The organism is Vibrio phycocola, assembly GCF_053850235.1.
Genome location: NZ_JBSQDJ010000007.1, coordinates 13,636 through 31,377, shown reverse-complemented (window position 1 = coordinate 31,377; position 17,742 = coordinate 13,636). Strand labels below are relative to the sequence as shown.

Below are 17,742 nucleotides of genomic sequence, written 5' to 3'. Positions count from 1 at the left end.
TTTTGCCAACCCTAAACATCGTATCAACTGAGACACTGGAGTGTATTAACCTGAAAAAACCAATTTGCTATGTTAGCCGAGAAACTAAAAAATGCCATCACTCCTTATCTGCACCGATTATGTAACACCTGTGAATTACCACTCAATCTAGATGAAGAAGTATGGTGCAACTACTGCAGTCGTCACTTCCTTTTTCCGCCATGCTGCCAATGCTGTGGTTTACCATTACCCAAAAGCCAACCCCATTGTGGCGAGTGTCTCTCCCACCCTCCCAATTGGCAACGCCTATACTGCTTAGGCGATTATCAATTCCCTATAAGTCAGGAAATACACAAGATAAAATATCAACGACAAGATTGGCGTCTGCCTCGCTTGGTTAATAAGCTCGTACCAATCATTGACGACATACCTGAAATGATAACTTCAGTTCCACTTCATTGGCGACGTCGGTGGCATCGAGGCTTTAATCAAAGTGAATTAATGGCCAGTCGAATGGCAAGCCAGTTAAATACCCATTATCAACCAAATATATTCAAGCGTATAAAAGCCACGCCGTTCCAAAGAGGCTTAAATCGTCGTCAACGGCAACAAAATATGAAACGCGCTTTTGTCTTACAACCCCACCAACTCCGTTCATGTGAACATATTGCGATTTGCGACGATGTGGTCACCACGGGAAGTACGGTCAATCAATTGTGCAATTTGCTATTGGATGCTGGTATCAAGCGAGTAGATATCTATTGCTTATGTCGAACTGCTAGTAACGGACTTGATTAACACTTTCTAATTCAGATAGAGAAAGAACTGGATTCATATCGCCACAAGAGTAAAATAACCGCAATAGCCTACATAAATACTCAGGTACTCGTCGTGTCAAATTCAATTACAATTACTGAAAATGCTCAAGAACATTTTTCTAAACTACTCGCACAACAACCGGATGGCACCAATATCCGAGTGTTTGTCGTGAACCCAGGAACTCCAAACGCAGAATGTGGTGTTTCATATTGCCCAACCGATGCGGTTGAAGCTACAGATACTGAAATCACTTATGATGCTTTTTCTGCTTACATAGATGAACTCAGTCTTCCATTTCTAGAAGATGCAATGATTGACTATGTCACCGATAAAATGGGTTCTCAACTTACACTTAAAGCGCCAAATGCAAAAATGCGTAAAGTGTCAGATGATGCATCCTTGATGGAGCGACTTGAGTATGCAATTCAGACTCAAGTTAACCCACAATTAGCCAGCCATGGTGGTCACATCGAATTAATCGACATCACCGAAGATGGTATCGCATTGATCCAATTTGGCGGCGGTTGTAACGGATGTTCGATGGTTGATGTAACGTTAAAAGATGGTGTTGAAAAAGAACTCCTGGCTCAATTTGAAGGTGAATTAACCGCTGTTCGTGATGCAACAGAACATGCTCGTGGTGATCATTCGTTCTATTAATCTTTCTCACTTTACATAATCGAGTGTTTAACATTCGATTATGTAACCTTTAATTACATAACTCTCTGTACAAAACTTTCCAATCCCACGTTTTTTTTCATATAGTTAGAGTAACGTTAAAGCTTAGGGAAGCGGCCATGTCGATCAAAAAAAATCCTGAGATTCTAAATATTCAAACGGTTGCTTCATCGCAACTTTTTTCCATCGAAGCAATGGATTTACGCTTTTCCAATGGTGAACAACGAACCTATGAAAGAATGAAACCTAGTGGACGAAATGCCGTCATGATGGTTCCTATTACTTCGCAAGGTGATCTGCTTTTAGTGCGAGAGTATGCAGCCGGTACTGAGCGCTATGAACTGGGCTTTCCCAAAGGCCTCATTGACGCTGGTGAATCCCCTGAGCAAGCTGCAAATCGAGAACTCAAAGAAGAAGTTGGCTTTGGCAGTCATCAATTAACATTTCTAAAAGAAGTCGTTCTAGCCCCCTCATACTTTTCCAGTCGTATGAAGCTATTCATTGCTCAAGATCTTTACCCAGAACAACTGGAAGGTGACGAACCCGAGCCTCTAGAGCTGGTACGTTGGCCACTATCACAAGCCGAAGAATTGCTTACTCATCTCGACTTTTGCGAAGCTCGAACGATTTTAGCGCTCATGCTGACTCTACGTCATTTGCAATAAAAAATAATAATAAAGGAAAGCAACCATGACAAAAGACTTATCTTCGTTACTCCCTGAAGTCATTGAGATTGCTCGAGAAGCCGGGGCTGTAATCCTAGAACACTATCAAAACCGTACCTACGATGCTTTCATAAAAGATGATTCGACCCCCGTAACTTGCGCTGATATTGCCGCACATCACGTCATCTATGATCGACTCTCAGCCCTTACACCTGATATTCCAGTGTTGTCTGAAGAAGCCGCCGATATCAGCCTAGAGAAACGTTCTCAATGGTCGACATATTGGTTAGTCGACCCACTAGATGGAACTCAAGAGTTTATTGCTCGTAGCGGCGATTTTGCGACCATTATTGCATTAGTTCAAGATAACCACCCTGTTATGGGCGTCGTTTTTGGCCCAACGTCGGGCGTCACTTATTATGCTTATCAAGGGTATGGCGCATGGAAAATTTTAGAGAACAATGAAAAGTTTGAAATTGGAATCCATCAGCACCAATCATTAAAGCAGCCTATCTCGATTGCTACTAGTCGTCGCCAGAATATCAACTCAATCACGAGTCGCTTAAGTACAAATTGGGATTATGATTTAGTGCCGCTGGGATCCGCAGCGTTGAAAGCTTGTTTGGTGGCAGAAGGAGCCGCAGATTGCTACCTAAGACTTGGACCAACAGGTGAGTGGGATACCGCCGCAACCCAATGCATTGTTGAAGCTGCAGGTGGGCAAATTCTAAGCACGGAACTTGCCGCTCTTTCGTACAATTTACGAGAGTCGTTAGAGAATCCGAATTTTATCGTTCTTGGTGATAAAAGCTTACCTTGGGATGAGATTTTAGTCGATAAACGCTAATTCCAATTCACTCAATAATAACCCTCATTTAATGCATTAAGTGGACTACCAACGTCCACTTAATTTTATTGGGTAACGATTATTCTCATCAGGCTCAATCAACCAAGTAAGTTGTGGCATAAATTCTAGAGGAAACTCGGTATTTGGATGAAGCCAACCAGATACAGAGTACTGATTTGGTGCCGTTAGACGTACATTGAACTCACTGCTTACTTGTTCACTCTCTTGTTTCGGTTGAGCTATCAATTGATTCTGGTCACAACTCAACTCAGCGCTAACCCCACCAAGTAACAGCGGTGTCGACATAATAGAAAGGTGGGTATTTTGCCAGTTTGCCTCTCCGATTAATTCGCGACAAAAGCCTGAGCCGTCATGCTGGTATTCATCCAAGAACAGCGATAGATTTCCCGCAATTTCGACGGGTATCTCGGGTGAAATATAAGGAGAAAGTTCGGAAACGGGGAGCAATACTGAAAACTGTTTGAGGTGTAACGTAGACAGTGATAACCCGATCAAGCCTTTACCACGTATTTGAGTTGTGCTTTGCTCACCAAAACGCACATCAGCCCCAAGCTGTCCAAGGAGTAAACTGCTCGGTTTTGCTTGCCACCTAACTTTCCCTAAGTCGATTGAGTTAACCGTCATACGATCAACCTGGCCGTGTAGCAAAGTTCCGCTCACACCATGCAAAGTGACATTAGTCGGCAATCGAGCCCAATGTATCAATGTCGTGGCCGGCATATGGACAACCGCACTTAACAAGCCAACAATCAATAAACATATAAATACTAACAGCTTAGTTTTCACTACCTACCCTTATCGAAATTGAAGCCGGCGAACGTCAACCATTCCAGGCTTATCTGATCGCTCAATATCTAAAGCAACGACTTGAATGCCAAAATTACGATCTAACGTATTAATCCAATCAAGTAACGTGTCAAACCGAAGTGGCTCTACCCACACTTGCAGTTCTTGATCTCGAGGTTGAATTCGGATCAAAGAGATGTTTAATTTCTTACTTGATGCAGCAATTACCTGATTTAATGGCTCTTGACTCGTACTTTCAATCCCTTTTTCTTTTCTTAACGACTCAATCCTATTTGATTGTGTCATCACGGTTTGAAGGACCGATTTTTCTCGTTCGAGTGCTTGTTTACTCGAAACAAGACTTTGATTCATCGGTTGCCAAAAACCAAAAACAAACAGAACCAATAGCCCAAGTCCTGCCAGTGTCCCCACTAACCATCTCTCACGGCTAGAAATTTGAGACCACCAAGAGCGTAGCCTAACCATAGTGTCTTTCATGATTATTGCCCTCGCTTCAATGTAAATGAGCCAAGTACTAACTCACCATTTCGATTTAAAGGCCCAGATTCAACATCAAAGTCTGTACTTAACTTATTTTTTGCTTGTTCAAAATTTTGAAAATCAACACCTTGAAGGTCAATTCGAATCTCACCACGACTTTCATCATAGTTCAGACGATTCAGTTGAATTCCATCTATTTCGGATATTTGTTTACTCAACTCATCAAGTAATACCAAAATACTATTTTGACTATTTCCACCACTTAAACGTGCAACTTCGTTATCCAATTGCCCCGTCAGATAACTCAATGTTGGAATACGTTGTTTATCAGGAAAAACCGAACGAAAAATACGCTCACTCTCTGCACGAATTGACATGCGTTCTGTTTTTTGCGATTGAACCGTAAAGATAATTTGAGCGCAATAGAGAGCGAATAAAAACACACTAGCAAATAACACTTTTCGCCATACGTTCCATCGAGCACTGCCGCCTTTTTTTAATTTAAACTCACCGCTAAGCAGGGTAAAACGTGAAGCCATAGCGCCTTGGCTAAGTAACACTTCAGGACTTTCAATAACCAACCTCTGCCAATCATCAACTCCAACGATGTTATCCGCCGAATTGGGACTAAGCAAAGTCACAGCTCGCTGATTTGGCTGCCAGTCAGTCTGAATAACACTGCTTAGCCAAGAATCTTCGAGGACATAAGCCGCATTCATTCCATCTCGAACAAGCCACTGTTGCTGCCAAGCCATTAACATAACGCTATCCGAGTCTGGTAACACCAGCACATCAGGAATAACACGAGCTACATCCACGTTATTCTCACGACACAGTTGGCATAAATCACGTAACCACTGAGCATCAATCCCAGAAACTAAGGCTTTATTTCCCTGCTTATGTAGAACCGTTAGGTGGAGCGATTCAATATCTTGTGCGATGTCTTCTTCAACCAAAAATGGCAACATTTTATCTAAATGACGCCCGCTCCCTTTCGGCAGTTCAATCTGCTTCAGCATAAGATCAGCCGAATCGATTAATATCAACGCATTAAGCGATAAGGCATGTTCTGGTAAATCAGGAAGATCATACCAAGTCGGTAACTCTCCTGATTCTATATTTCGCTGTTCAGACTCACTCCAGATCCACCACGGAGCACTCGCTCCTTCTTGGTTACTGATCCGGATGATCAGAGTGTTGTTCACGCATTCCTCCAAATTGGCGGCGAACCACCCAAGTATTCGATTCATCTGGACTGTAAAATAGCGTCCGTATACGTACTTGTGACTTTTCTACAGTCACGGCTGCGTCCAGTTCGTAATAGTTGCTCACGACGTCTAAATATCTTTCTGCGTCATCTAACGTCGATTCATCAATAGATGCAATTTGAGACTCAGTATAAAAGCTTTCAACATCAGCCCAACCATCATATGGACGAGATGAAATTAACGTTTCTGCATTAGACAAACTTAAATAAGGACTAAACAATGCAACCAACAATGGCGCTTGCTGCTCTGATAACGTATTAATATTAAGAAGCCAGTCTGTTGTTGGTAATGCACAAACAACGGATTTCATCGCTGTCAAAGCAGGGCTCGTCATTTGCTGTACTGCTCTCAATTCACTCGTATCAGCAATCTCACCATCTGGGGGTAAATAACTGGGAGTAAGCGATTCATAGTAGCTGTCTTCGACACCATCGGTCACATCGACGTTGTCATCACTATCAAGATACTCACTTAACGATCCCGCTATCACTTCCGCTTCATAATTATCAAGCTCTTGTAAGTCTAGCAAACGTGAAAAAACATCAATAAGAAAAGTGCGCTCACTCCCATCACTGGTTAAAGCGGCATTTGCAAACACATTCATATTAAAACAAGCTTGGCGATCATAAATTCGCCCGACGACCGTACCATAATCCAATGGATAGATTTGTTCTTCAGAGGCCCAGGCCTGACTCAAGTTTGTGGTATCACTATCATCTTCAAAGCTCTGTTTTATCACCACTTTGGCGAGTGATTCGACGCCAATAGCATACCAATAAGCTTGCTGATAGTGTTCGCGTTGAGTTGCTCGCTGGAATTGAGTAAATACATTTTCAGCAATAACAGCGGCTAGCGACACCATTAATGACAATGCCAACAAAACAATAATTAATGCAACACCAGACTGTTTACGGGGACCTTTCATCATTCAAGCTCACCGTCTTCTTCCTCTGGCTGCTCAGGCAACAAGTATATGCGACTGATCTCACCAAAGTCCTCGAGTTCCAGCTTTAATGCAATTCCTTCTGGCAATGCACTTTCAACTTCCCAATTATCTAACCACTGATCTTGATAATAAAATTTTGCCGACATCGAAATGACACCATCGAGCAATGGAGATACCACTCCATTATCACCAGCGGCTGTATCCGGATAGCGCCACCACACTCTTTGCAATTGTTTGTTTACAATTTTATACCCAACTTTAACGACTTCACCGCGTGGGAACTGATAATTTGGGTTTGACCAACCTAAGCGGGTAAATAGTATCCCCTTACTGTCAGAGTCAAATAAATAATCTTGCCACAACAGCCAATATTCACTGGCGCTGCCACCATTATTCCGGAATGGACGACGGGCCATTTGGCGAAAATCCGCATCCATAATCAATATTGCTTTTTGTAATTGATTGAGTCGAGATGTGGATTCACGAGTCATTAATTCACTTCGCTGAACCTGATTGAGAACTTGATATACCCCGAAACTCAGCCCGACAAATATAACCAAAGAAACCATCACTTCAATCAAAGTGAAACCTCGTTGAGACCGAGAAGCGCTGAATGATGATTTAGAATATTTCATCATTGTGGTTCCTGATAGGTTCGAACAGAGATAAGAGGCTCTCCGCCTTCTTTACGAGAGACCTCGACGTCGAACGCTGCCAATAAACTGCTTTCCGTTTCGACTGGTTTTAGTGTCCAGTACCAAGTCACGCCAGCTAACTCTTCTTTGCCTGACTTAGTCTCTACTGTTGCCCCAGAGAGCATAACCAAAGCTATTTGATTATCTGCTACCCAACTAGCAAAGCTCTTCTCTTCCATATAGGAAATCGAATCAACTTGCTGACTGACCGCTTTAATAACACTTAATGATGCCGTTGCGAATATCGCCAAAGCCAGCATCACTTCTAAAAGTGTCATGCCTCGATGTTTATTCATCAGAGACCTCAGAAATCGCCGTCAGCTTTAACGTTCCATTTTCCGAAACATGAGTAATCCAACCACTACTTTTATTATTTTTTTCCTCAAAACGTAAGGAGAACGCCGTGATCTCACCACTCGACATAATTAGGATCTGTGGGTCAAATTTAGGTTCTTCATCACTTTCCTTCTCTTCTTCAAATAAAGAGGTATCACTATCGAATGATTGAGGGATATATAGACGGTCGTTGTCTTTCCAGACACCAGAGGCGAGAGAAAAATCGAGAACAACATTATCGGCGATGGCGATTTCACTCTTCATTTTTGCCCACTCAAGAGGCTTCCAACCTGACTGAGTCATCCCAAGAAGTGTTAACTTATCTTGTTCAGCACTGACTTGAACCGCAAACTCTTGACCACTAAGCAATGCTTCATCTTGTATTAACGAGATCCGATGGTACAACTGGCGAGCTTGTTGCTCTGCTTCATCTTGAGCAGATGCAGGTATACTGATAACGACGACAAACGAAGTTAGGGCAATGATGGCTAAAACTAATAGCACCTCAATTAATGTAAAGCCCTGTTGAGATTTCATATTATCGTCGCTCGATTCACTGAATTAATTAATGTCCAATAAATTCCAGTTCCCTATATCTTTACTGGATTCTTCGCCACCTTCTTCCCCATCAGCGCCTAATGTAAAGATATCAATCACACCATGATTGCCAGGGCTAATATATTGATACTCACGTCCCCATGGGTCATTTGGAAGGCGCTTAATATAGCCCCCTTCACGGTATTTACGAGGTTCTGGATTATTTGGTTTTGTTACTAGAGCTTCTAAGCCTTGGTCTGTGCTTGGGTAAACGCTATTGTCGAGCTTATACATATCAAGCGCATTTTCGATCGCAACAATATCGGCTAACGCTTTATCCTGATCGGCACTCTCTTTATTCCCCAACACATTTGGTAGTACAAAGGTAGCGAGTAGAGCCAGAATCGCCATTACAGCCATCACTTCGATTAACGTAAAGCCCGCTTGTTTATTTCTTTTCATATTAAATCCAACCTCAAAAAAAACGACTCTCGCTCAATTAGCGAGTCATTAAATTATTCATTTCTAAAATAGGCATTAGTGTTGCCATCACAATAAACAACACAACCCCAGCCATTAACGTAATCAGCACCGGTGTAAAAATACCTAACGCGATATTCACAGTCGATTCAAACTGGTTGTCTTGATTATCAGCAGCATTTATTAGCATTTTTTCAAGTTCGCCACTCTGCTCTCCGCTGGCAATCATATGAAGCATCATTGGTGGGAACAAGCCCGTCGATTGCAAGGCTTTACGCAAACTGATGCCTTCACGAACCGCCTCTGCCGCTTCCTGCACTTTCTGTTTCATATATAAATTGGTGACAACATCCCGAGCAACCATCATTCCATCTAAAATTGGAATATTACTGGACGAACAGATGGCTAAAGTACGAGCAAAACGTGCAGTATTCAGCCCTTTTATCACCTTCCCTAATAGAGGAAAAAACAGCAAACGTTGATGTACTTTAAAAGCAAAGTTAGGTACTTGCATGGCATACCGAAACACAACAACGAGTGAAAAGGTAAGTATAGCGACAAGGATCCCCCACTCTTGCATAAACCCGCTCATTGTCATTAATGCTTCAGTAGAGCCTGGGAGCTTTTGCCCCATATGAATGAATTGCTCGATCAACTTAGGAACAACACTCGATACTAAGAATGTGACCACTGCAAACGCCACCACCACAAGTATGATCGGATAAAGCAGAGCTTGGAGTAATTTACTGTTCATTTTCTGACGATGTTCGGTGTAAGTCGCCAAACGATCTAAGATCAAGTCGAGATGACCGGAACGCTCTCCAGCCACCACCATCGAACGATATAAAACATCAAAAATATGACCTTGCTCGCCAAGGCTTTCGCCCAGTGTATAGCCTTCCGTGACTTTGGAGCGTACTGAAGTAATCACACTACGAATCGTATTTTTTTCGGTTTGCTCTGCTACAGCTTGCAAACTCGATTCTATCGGCATTCCAGATTGCAAAAGAGTAGAGAGCTGGCGCGTAATTAATGCTAAATCCATCGCACCAATTCCACGTCGAAATGAGAACGCCGAATCTTTATTTTTACTGCGTTGCTGCGACAGCTTAACCTCGATAACGGTTAGCCCTTTCTCCTTAAGCTTTTGTCTAGCTTGACGGGTACTATCGCCTTCTAAAGAGCCTTTCTTGCTCCGGCCTCGAGCATCCAGAGCTTGATATTCAAAAACTGCCATCAAGCCTCCTCAGTCACCCGTAATACTTCTTCAAGCGTCGTAATGCCTTGTTGTACCTTTAGCAAGCCATCAGAACGTATACTCGGAGTATAGGTGCGAATGCTATCTTCGATCTCTTGTTCGCTCACATCAGTGTGAATCAAGTTTTTAACCTTATCATCCACCGTCAATAACTCATGGATACCGGTTCGACCACGGTAACCTTTGTGTAGGCAGTGCGGACATCCGGTTGCTCGGTGCAACGTTAAAGAGTGGCTATGATCCAATCCGAAGAGTTGTTTCTGCTCAGGTGTTGCTTCATAAGGTTGTTTGCACTCTGAACACAATACACGCACTAAGCGCTGTGCGAGTACCCCAATGACAGAAGACGAAATAAGGAATGACTCAATTCCCATATCCTTCAAACGCGTAATTGCGCCTATAGCCGTATTTGTGTGTAAGGTCGACATAACTAAGTGACCAGTCAACGAAGCTTGAATACCAATTTGCGCCGTTTCAAGGTCACGAATTTCTCCGACCATCACAACATCAGGGTCTTGACGTAAAATTGCTCGTAATCCTCTCGCAAACGTCATATCAACTTTTGGGTTAACTTGAGTTTGACCGATGCCATCGATATCAAATTCGATAGGGTCTTCAACGGTAAGAATGTTTTTCTCTGTGCGATCGAGCTCTTGCAGTCCAGCGTATAACGTTGTGGATTTACCCGAACCTGTCGGCCCAGTTACCAATAAAATTCCGTGTGGATTTGAGATTAGATTAACAAAAGCAGTGTGGTTTTCATCGGTCATGCCTAAACTGTGCAAATCTAAACGGGTCGCATTTTTATCTAAAATACGCATCACCACGCGCTCACCATGAGATGACGGCATGGTTGAGACACGAACATCAACGGCTCGCCCACCAATTCGTAGAGAAATACGACCATCTTGCGGGATGCGTTTTTCCGCAATATCCAGTTTTGCCATGACCTTGACGCGAGATACCAATAAAGGCGCTAATTTACGGCTAGGTGCTAGAACTTCCCTCAGCACTCCATCCACTCGAAAACGAATCGACAATGTCGTTTCAAACGTCTCAATATGAATATCCGATGCCGCTTCTTTAATTGCCTCACTTAGCATTGCATTAATCAATTTAATGATTGGCGCGTCGTCGTCAGAGTCGAGTAGGTCTTGGTGGTTCGGAAGCTCTTCTGCTAATGAGAAAAAGTCATCATCCGACCCTAAGTCTTCCATTAACTGACGCGTTTCTGAAGAGTCTCTTTGATACAATTGGGTTAACTTCGTATCAAATTCCTCTCCTTCTAATGCGACCAATTCAAACTGACATTTTAATACTCGTTTAGCTTCGACGAGAGCATCAATAGACATCGGCTCGATAAAATAAAGCTTAGAAAGGCCATCGCTATTGTGCTCATAAGCGACCTTAAATCGAGTCGCAAAACTAAATGGTAATTGCGTCACCGACATTAAGACTCCGTATCAAACTGGTTTAAGAAAGCTTGAATTTCTGGTGGATGCTGAATGTCATGACCAAACTCAGGTAATATTGTTGGCTTCTTGTCATCACCCAGGAGCTTCAGCGCATCTTGCGACTTATAAAGCTGCTCTGCACGGATGTAATTATATTTACGCTGAGTAATACCATCAGCAGTGAGTCCATCTCGAATAATCGTTGGTTTAAGGAAAATCATCAGATTTCTTTTCTCGACTTTATTAGATGTCGAACGGAAAAGTGCTCCAAGCCAAGGAATATCTCCAAGTAATGGGACTTTTGAAACACTTTCTTGTGTGGTTTCGTTGATCAAGCCTCCCAACACTATCATCTGCCCATCATCGACCAACACTTCTGTATTTAATTGACGCTTAGCAAAACGAACATCAACCGCTCCGTCAGCTGCTGTCACATCTGAGACTTCTTGCTCAATAGCAAGCTGAACTGAATCACCTTCATTAATTTGCGGGACGACTTTTAGCTTAATTCCCACTTCTTTACGATCGACGGTTTGGAATGGATTGGAATTATCTGAACTTGATGTCGAACCTGTAATAACAGGCACTTCTTCGCCGACAACAAAAGATGCCTCTCCATTATCTAAAACCGTAATGCTAGGCGAAGATAAAATATTGGAGTTCGAATTACTTTCAACAGCACTAATTAATGATGTCCAGTCACCAAGGCTGACGCTTACTGCAGACCCCGTAGCAGCAGACAACACACTAGCTAGAGTGTCGTAATCGCCAGATTCGGTTGTGGTGTAGGTTTGAATATTCCCATCATCATCAAAATAAGTGCCCGTTCCGGTCTGATTGCCCGCTTCTTCTAAGCCGACAAGAACCTCACCAATTGGTGTCGCCGTATTATTGAACTGAACAACAGAACCAGATTCTAGCGATCCCCATTGCACACCTAAGTTAACGCCATCACCTTCTGTCATTTCAACAATCAAGGCTTCGATCAATACTTGTGCGCGACGAATATCGAGCTGATCAATCACATTGACCATCGCATTCATCACATCTTGTGGAGCATTTAGAACTAATGAGTTAGTCGGAACATGAGCACTAATTAAAACTTGGTCTCGAGATGAGGTTGACGTTGTTTTTCCATCGGAGCTTTTACCCTTCGTTGCATTTTCCGCGACCCCTTTTAGAACTTCAACCAACTCTTCCGCTTTGGCATATTTAAGGTACACAACTTGATTATTACTCTTGCTTGCCATCTCAACATCGAGCTGTCTAATCAAGCGAGAAAGACGTTTACGAACATTCGGTTCACCAGATAATAATATTGAATTAGTTCGTTCATCAGCGACCAATTGAGGTTGTAATTGATCAGGTGCATTCTTTGCTTCAGTTGTTCGACTTAATGCATCAACAATACGTACAATTTCCGAGGCCGATGCATTCCTTAAAGGAATGACCTCAATATCTTTATTTCCTGCTTGGTCAACTCTCTTGATAATGCTCACTAAACGGTCAACAACGGCAGAACGCCCTGTGATTAAAATGATATTTGCAGGGTCATAATGCACAACATTCCCAGCACCGGCATTATCGACCAATTGTCGAAGTAATGGAGACAACTCTTTAACAGAAACATTGTGTACAGGAACAACACGAGTAATCACGCTGTCTCCAGCACTGTTTTCACTATCCCCCAATACAGGCACGGCAGATGTCTTTGCTGATTTAGCTTTAATGACTTTAAGAATACCGTTTTCCATATCAATAACGGCAAATCCATAGACTTCAAGCACATTCAAAAAGAAGCTGTAATACTGTTCTTCATTCAACGGTTCATAACTGCGAACATCGATTTTACCGCGAACTGCAGGATCGATAATCACTGTTTTCTCAAGGTTGCGGCCAACAATATTGATAAACTCTTGTATGTCCGTTCCTTTAAAACTGACATTATATTCATTTGCAAAAACAAACGGCGAAAGCAACATACTTCCTAATAGCCAAATATTTCTTACTAACCAATGCTTCACGCTATTACTCCCGAGCCCTCGATGAGCACTCTTTTTTAATCTAAAGTTGTATGTAAATATCATAGGGTTGCCCATCGCGCTCAACGATAATACTGAGTTCTCCAATATCATCCAATGATGCTGTCAAATGAGACAGAGCGCCGTCCTCTGATAAATCAATTCCATTTATTTGTGTCACGATATCACCGTTCAGAAAGCCCAAAGATTCAAATAAATCCGGGGAACCTTTAGGCCGTAACCGATAACCAACAACGCTACCATCACGCTTTAATTTCGACATTCTTATATACTGTAATAAGCGAGAAGGTTTCTCTGCGATTTTTTCTTTTAGCTCAGCCAATTTATCTTCATTTGCTTGAGAGGGTGCATCGGCACTGTAGTCCACCGCGGGTTTGTTCTCTCTTCTTGTACGCTCAGAATTTACTCTTGAGATACGACTGTCGCTTTTCTCAGTCAGCAGTAATGTTTCACTGCGTCCGGCATTATCCAATACCACACGGTCACTATATACTGCAGAAAGTGTGGCTCGGGTACCTTCTATTTTTTGGTCAATCCCATAAGTGTCTTGATTATTTTTATTTGCAATAATGGCTAAACTCAGTTCCGATGGTTCAACAACAACAACACCGACTAAATTTAACGACAAGCTCGTTTTCGGAGCTTCCTTTATTGACGGAGTGACCACTTTGGGCTTTGCATTTTTAACAAATTGACCGAATAAGTTGTGTCTTTTTATCGATTCAACGCCTACGCGTGATATCGGACTCTCATTTAACTCACTGATTTGAGCACGCCAAGGGACAATGGAATTAGGAGTGAATGGCAGCCATACCATTTTACCCAATAGCCAAGCACTACACACAAGCAACAACAAAGTGATTCCACGACTTATAGTAACCTGATTACGTTGAAACATTGTCTGTATCGAAAGTAAAAAAGCAGTTAATTTATAAACAAATTTATGTTTGAAGGTCACGCCTTCCATCAAAGCCATATCCTTTTTAGCTGTTCCAAAGAGAAAAAATCGAGGAATAATTATGCATTAAGGTAATCCAATTAAATACTGCCTTATCTTTCTTTATGTACATAGGTTCAAGAAACACCTTGAAAATATCAACATCTATCACCATGTTCTTATTCTATTATAAGACACTATTTAGATTCTGTTAGAGGGTTGAGTTGCCAATGAGTTCCCAAGAAGGTTCAGTTCGACTCGATAAATGGTTGTGGGCAGCCAGATTTTACAAAACTCGAGCCATCGCTCGCAGCATGGTAGATGGCGGAAAAGTTCATTATAATGGCCAACGCAGTAAACCAAGTAAGATAGTAGAACATGGTGCAATAATTACGTTACGTCAAGGACATAACGACAAAACGATACAAATTGAAAAGATTTCGAGTCAGCGCCGGTCTGCTCCAGAAGCTCAACAATTGTATTCCGAAACAGAAGAAAGCATTAAAAAACGCGAGCATATGGCTATGCAGCGTAAACTCAATGCCCATAATCCAAGTCCAGAGCGCCGTCCTGATAAAAAACAGCGCCGCGACATTATCAAATTTAAAACTCAATAAGCATCTAGCTGGAGCTTTCTCAATGGCGAATAACACATTAAGCCGCTACTTATTTGACGATATGTCAGTACGTGGCGAACTAGTACAATTAGATGAAACCTACCAACGCATCATTTCGAGCAAAGAATACCCTGCTGCCATTGAAAAATTGTTAGGGGAACTGCTCGTAGCAACCACATTGTTGACGGCGACGATAAAGTTTGAAGGGTCGATTACGCTGCAATTACAAGGCGATGGCCCAGTGTCTCTTATTGTTGTAAATGGCGACAACAATCAAAATGTACGTGGCGTCGCACGCTGGCAAGGCGATATTCCATCTGACGCAAATGTTCGCGATCTTATGGGCAAAGGTCATTTAGTGATCAATATTGAGCCGAAAAAAGGCGAGCGTTATCAGGGCATTGTTGGATTAGAAAGCGATAGCTTAAATGAAATAATCGAAGGCTACTTTGAACGCTCTGAGCAACTTAAGACTCGAATTTGGATTCGAACGGGAGCACACCAAGGAGCGGCCCATGCTGCGGGTATGTTACTCCAAGTAATTCCAGATGAAACGGGAAGTGATGACGACTTTGAACATTTAGAACAACTAACCAATACCGTTAAAAGTGAAGAGTTATTTTCTTTAGGGGCTCAAGAGTTACTTTATCGCTTATATAACCAAGAAAAGGTTCGCTTGTTTGATCCACAAGAAGTCGCGTTCCACTGCGGTTGCTCTCGAGAAAGAAGTGGAGCCGCGATCATCACAATTGATCCAGCAGAAATTGCAGAGATTCTTGAAGAAGACGGAAAAATCGCAATGCATTGCGATTATTGCGGAAGTAACTATGAATTCAATAAAACTCAAATTGATGAGTTACTAATTGAAGCAAACACCCCCAACAATACCCTTCATTAATTTTCAATTTTTATTAAGTTATTAATACCCTATTAAAATGAAATATATATTCGTTTTAATAGGGGTTACTCAAAATATAATGCTCCCTCATACACAACTTCTCACTCTGTCACATCAACTTAATTTTTTATTAACAATAATTAATCCTAACTAGTATCTTTTACCACAAATAGTTAACATAGATTTGGCTTTAATATGTGACAAGGCACTTAGAATGCACTGACTGGGTGTGGTCTTTTTTTGAACTATCTCCCTGTTTTAAGTGTACCTCGTTGCTAGCATGGAAGTCAGATAATAATAAAATTCAAATAATCCCTACAATTACTGTCCTAAAAGGAGCACCTATGACCGTTATGGAACATCAAAAGGCTGCACAATTAGATCTTACAAACTACGGAATCTCTGATGCAATAGAAGTCATACGCAACCCGAGCTATGAGATGCTATTTAAAGAAGAGACTCGTGATGACTTAGAAGGTTACGAAAAAGGCATAGTCACAGAGCTTGATGCTGTGGCTGTTGACACAGGTATCTTTACAGGTCGTTCTCCTAAAGATAAGTTCATCGTTAAGGATGAAACGACCGAAAAAAACATGTGGTGGACATCAGAGTTTGCCAAAAATGATAACAAACCAATCACTAAAGAAACCTGGGACGAGCTTAAAGTTCTGACAACTAACCAGTTATCCGGGAAACGCCTATTTGTTCTCGATTGTTACTGTGGTGCGAATAAAGACAGTCGAATTTCCATCCGTTTTATTACCGAAGTTGCTTGGCAGGTTCACTTTGTTAAGAACATGTTCCTTCGACCAACAGAAGAGGAACTCGCAACATTTGAACCAGACTTCGTTGTAATGAACGCAGCGAAAACGGTAAACCCTGATTGGGAAAAGCAAGGTCTTAACTCAGAAGTCTATACCGTATTCAACCTAACAGAAAAAATGCAATTAATCGGTGGTACTTGGTACGGCGGTGAGATGAAAAAAGGTATGTTCGCAATGATGAACTACTTCCTTCCGTTAAAAGGCATCGCATCAATGCACTGCTCTGCAAACGTGGGTAAAGAAGGCGATGTCGCTATCTTCTTCGGCCTCTCTGGTACAGGGAAAACCACGTTATCAACCGATCCTAAACGTGCACTCATTGGTGATGATGAGCATGGTTGGGATGACGATGGCGTATTTAATTTTGAAGGGGGTTGCTACGCCAAAACAATCCGTTTATCAAAAGAAGCCGAACCCGATATCTACAATGCGATTCGTCGTGACGCGTTGCTAGAAAACGTGGTTCTGCGTAACGATGGTTCTATTGACTTCGATGACGCATCAAAAACCGAGAATGCTCGCGTTTCTTACCCGATCTACCACATTGATAATATAGTAAAACCTATCTCAAAAGCAGGTCATGCTCAGAAAGTCATTTTCTTAACTGCCGATGCGTTTGGTGTACTTCCTCCGGTGGCTAAACTAACTCCGGAACAAACTAAATACCACTTCCTGTCTGGTTTCACCGCGAAACTCGCAGGTACTGAACGTGGTATTACCGAGCCTTCTCCAACATTCTCTGCTTGTTTCGGTGCGGCATTCCTAACTCTGCACCCAACTAAGTATGCTGAAGTATTAGTGAAACGTATGGAAGCAGCTGGAGCTGAAGCGTATCTCGTCAATACAGGTTGGAATGGTACTGGAAAACGTATTTCTATCCAGGATACCCGTGGCATTATCGATGCCATTTTAGACGGCTCCATCGATAACGCTCCAACCAAGCAAATTCCAGTCTTTAATCTGGAAGTACCGACAGAGCTTCCAGGTGTTGACCCTGCAATACTTGACCCTCGCGATACCTATGTCGATCCACTTCAATGGCAAAGTAAAGCAGACGATCTTGCATCTCGCTTTATTAAGAACTTTGAGAAGTACACAGATAATGATGAAGGTAAAGCGCTAGTAGCTGCTGGACCAAGTTTGGACTAGTATAT

Annotated in this window: 19 protein-coding genes; 7 read left to right on the top strand and 12 right to left on the bottom strand. The window is 42.1% G+C overall.

Going from position 1 to position 17,742, the window contains the following annotated elements; all coding sequences use genetic code 11:
- The first annotated feature begins 69 nt into the window (after window positions 1-69).
- The 4 genes from ACWU4D_RS11460 to cysQ all read left to right on the top strand — a co-directional run bounded on the left by ACWU4D_RS11460 (window position 70) and on the right by cysQ (window position 2,988).
- Window positions 70-777, top strand: a complete 708-nt coding sequence (locus ACWU4D_RS11460; RefSeq protein ID WP_456051569.1) for a phosphoribosyltransferase family protein — start codon at window positions 70-72, stop codon at window positions 775-777.
- A gap of 93 nt (window positions 778-870) precedes the next feature.
- On the top strand, window positions 871-1,458 hold the full coding sequence (gene nfuA / locus ACWU4D_RS11455; protein ID WP_456051568.1) for a Fe-S biogenesis protein NfuA: 588 nt from the start codon (window positions 871-873) through the stop codon (window positions 1,456-1,458).
- A gap of 137 nt (window positions 1,459-1,595) precedes the next feature.
- Window positions 1,596-2,141: an ADP compounds hydrolase NudE gene (gene nudE, locus ACWU4D_RS11450; RefSeq protein ID WP_456051567.1), complete on the top strand. Its 546-nt coding sequence runs from the start codon at window positions 1,596-1,598 to the stop codon at window positions 2,139-2,141.
- A 25-nt stretch (window positions 2,142-2,166) separates the two neighbouring features.
- A complete protein-coding gene (gene cysQ / locus ACWU4D_RS11445) occupies window positions 2,167-2,988 on the top strand; it encodes a 3'(2'),5'-bisphosphate nucleotidase CysQ (protein ID WP_456051566.1) in 822 nt (273 codons plus the stop codon).
- 45 nt (window positions 2,989-3,033) lie between these two features.
- Here cysQ and ACWU4D_RS11440 read toward each other — a convergent pair whose 3' ends face one another.
- The 12 genes from ACWU4D_RS11440 to gspC are packed head-to-tail and all read right to left on the bottom strand — an operon-like array spanning window position 3,034 to window position 14,279.
- Complete coding sequence (locus ACWU4D_RS11440) at window positions 3,034-3,795, bottom strand: type II secretion system protein N (protein ID WP_456051565.1); 762 nt, start codon at window positions 3,793-3,795, stop codon at window positions 3,034-3,036.
- Between the two features lie 9 nt (window positions 3,796-3,804).
- A complete protein-coding gene (gene gspM / locus ACWU4D_RS11435; RefSeq protein ID WP_456051564.1) occupies window positions 3,805-4,293 on the bottom strand; it encodes a type II secretion system protein GspM in 489 nt (162 codons plus the stop codon).
- A 2-nt stretch (window positions 4,294-4,295) separates the two neighbouring features.
- Window positions 4,296-5,501, bottom strand: coding sequence for a type II secretion system protein GspL (gene gspL / locus ACWU4D_RS11430; RefSeq protein ID WP_456051563.1), 1,206 nt, complete (start codon window positions 5,499-5,501; stop codon window positions 4,296-4,298).
- Window positions 5,470-6,492 carry a type II secretion system minor pseudopilin GspK gene (gene gspK, locus ACWU4D_RS11425; protein ID WP_456051562.1) on the bottom strand — a complete coding sequence of 341 codons (1,023 nt, stop codon included), beginning with the start codon at window positions 6,490-6,492 and terminating at the stop codon, window positions 5,470-5,472. Before gspK ends, gspL begins: the two co-directional genes overlap by 32 nt.
- Window positions 6,489-7,148, bottom strand: coding sequence for a type II secretion system minor pseudopilin GspJ (gspJ, locus tag ACWU4D_RS11420; RefSeq protein ID WP_456051561.1), 660 nt, complete (start codon window positions 7,146-7,148; stop codon window positions 6,489-6,491). The genes gspK and gspJ overlap by 4 nt, the downstream gene beginning before the upstream one ends.
- Entirely contained in the window at window positions 7,145-7,501 is a 357-nt protein-coding gene (gspI, locus tag ACWU4D_RS11415) for a type II secretion system minor pseudopilin GspI (protein WP_456051560.1), read from the bottom strand. Before gspI ends, gspJ begins: the two co-directional genes overlap by 4 nt.
- Window positions 7,494-8,078 (bottom strand): type II secretion system minor pseudopilin GspH, encoded by a 585-nt coding sequence (gspH, locus tag ACWU4D_RS11410; protein ID WP_456051559.1) that lies wholly within the window; start codon window positions 8,076-8,078, stop codon window positions 7,494-7,496. The genes gspI and gspH overlap by 8 nt, the downstream gene beginning before the upstream one ends.
- 24 nt (window positions 8,079-8,102) lie before the next feature.
- Entirely contained in the window at window positions 8,103-8,540 is a 438-nt protein-coding gene (gene gspG, locus ACWU4D_RS11405) for a type II secretion system major pseudopilin GspG (protein WP_456051558.1), read from the bottom strand.
- Window positions 8,541-8,577: 37 nt separating this feature from the next.
- Entirely contained in the window at window positions 8,578-9,795 is a 1,218-nt protein-coding gene (gspF, locus tag ACWU4D_RS11400) for a type II secretion system inner membrane protein GspF (protein WP_456051557.1), read from the bottom strand.
- On the bottom strand, window positions 9,795-11,267 hold the full coding sequence (gspE, locus tag ACWU4D_RS11395; RefSeq protein ID WP_456051556.1) for a type II secretion system ATPase GspE: 1,473 nt from the start codon (window positions 11,265-11,267) through the stop codon (window positions 9,795-9,797). The genes gspF and gspE overlap by 1 nt, the downstream gene beginning before the upstream one ends.
- On the bottom strand, window positions 11,267-13,294 hold the full coding sequence (gene gspD, locus ACWU4D_RS11390) for a type II secretion system secretin GspD (protein ID WP_456051555.1): 2,028 nt from the start codon (window positions 13,292-13,294) through the stop codon (window positions 11,267-11,269). The genes gspE and gspD overlap by 1 nt, the downstream gene beginning before the upstream one ends.
- 40 nt (window positions 13,295-13,334) lie before the next feature.
- Window positions 13,335-14,279 carry a type II secretion system protein GspC gene (gene gspC / locus ACWU4D_RS11385; RefSeq protein WP_456051554.1) on the bottom strand — a complete coding sequence of 315 codons (945 nt, stop codon included), beginning with the start codon at window positions 14,277-14,279 and terminating at the stop codon, window positions 13,335-13,337.
- Between the two features lie 200 nt (window positions 14,280-14,479).
- Between gspC and hslR the strand changes: the two genes are divergently transcribed.
- From hslR to pckA, 3 genes are all read left to right on the top strand, one after another.
- Window positions 14,480-14,866: a ribosome-associated heat shock protein Hsp15 gene (gene hslR / locus ACWU4D_RS11380; protein WP_456051553.1), complete on the top strand. Its 387-nt coding sequence runs from the start codon at window positions 14,480-14,482 to the stop codon at window positions 14,864-14,866.
- A 22-nt stretch (window positions 14,867-14,888) separates the two neighbouring features.
- Window positions 14,889-15,764, top strand: a complete 876-nt coding sequence (gene hslO, locus ACWU4D_RS11375; RefSeq protein ID WP_456051552.1) for an Hsp33 family molecular chaperone HslO — start codon at window positions 14,889-14,891, stop codon at window positions 15,762-15,764.
- Window positions 15,765-16,108: 344 nt separating this feature from the next.
- Window positions 16,109-17,737 (top strand): phosphoenolpyruvate carboxykinase (ATP), encoded by a 1,629-nt coding sequence (pckA, locus tag ACWU4D_RS11370; protein ID WP_456051551.1) that lies wholly within the window; start codon window positions 16,109-16,111, stop codon window positions 17,735-17,737.
- The last annotated feature ends 5 nt before the right edge of the window (window positions 17,738-17,742 follow it).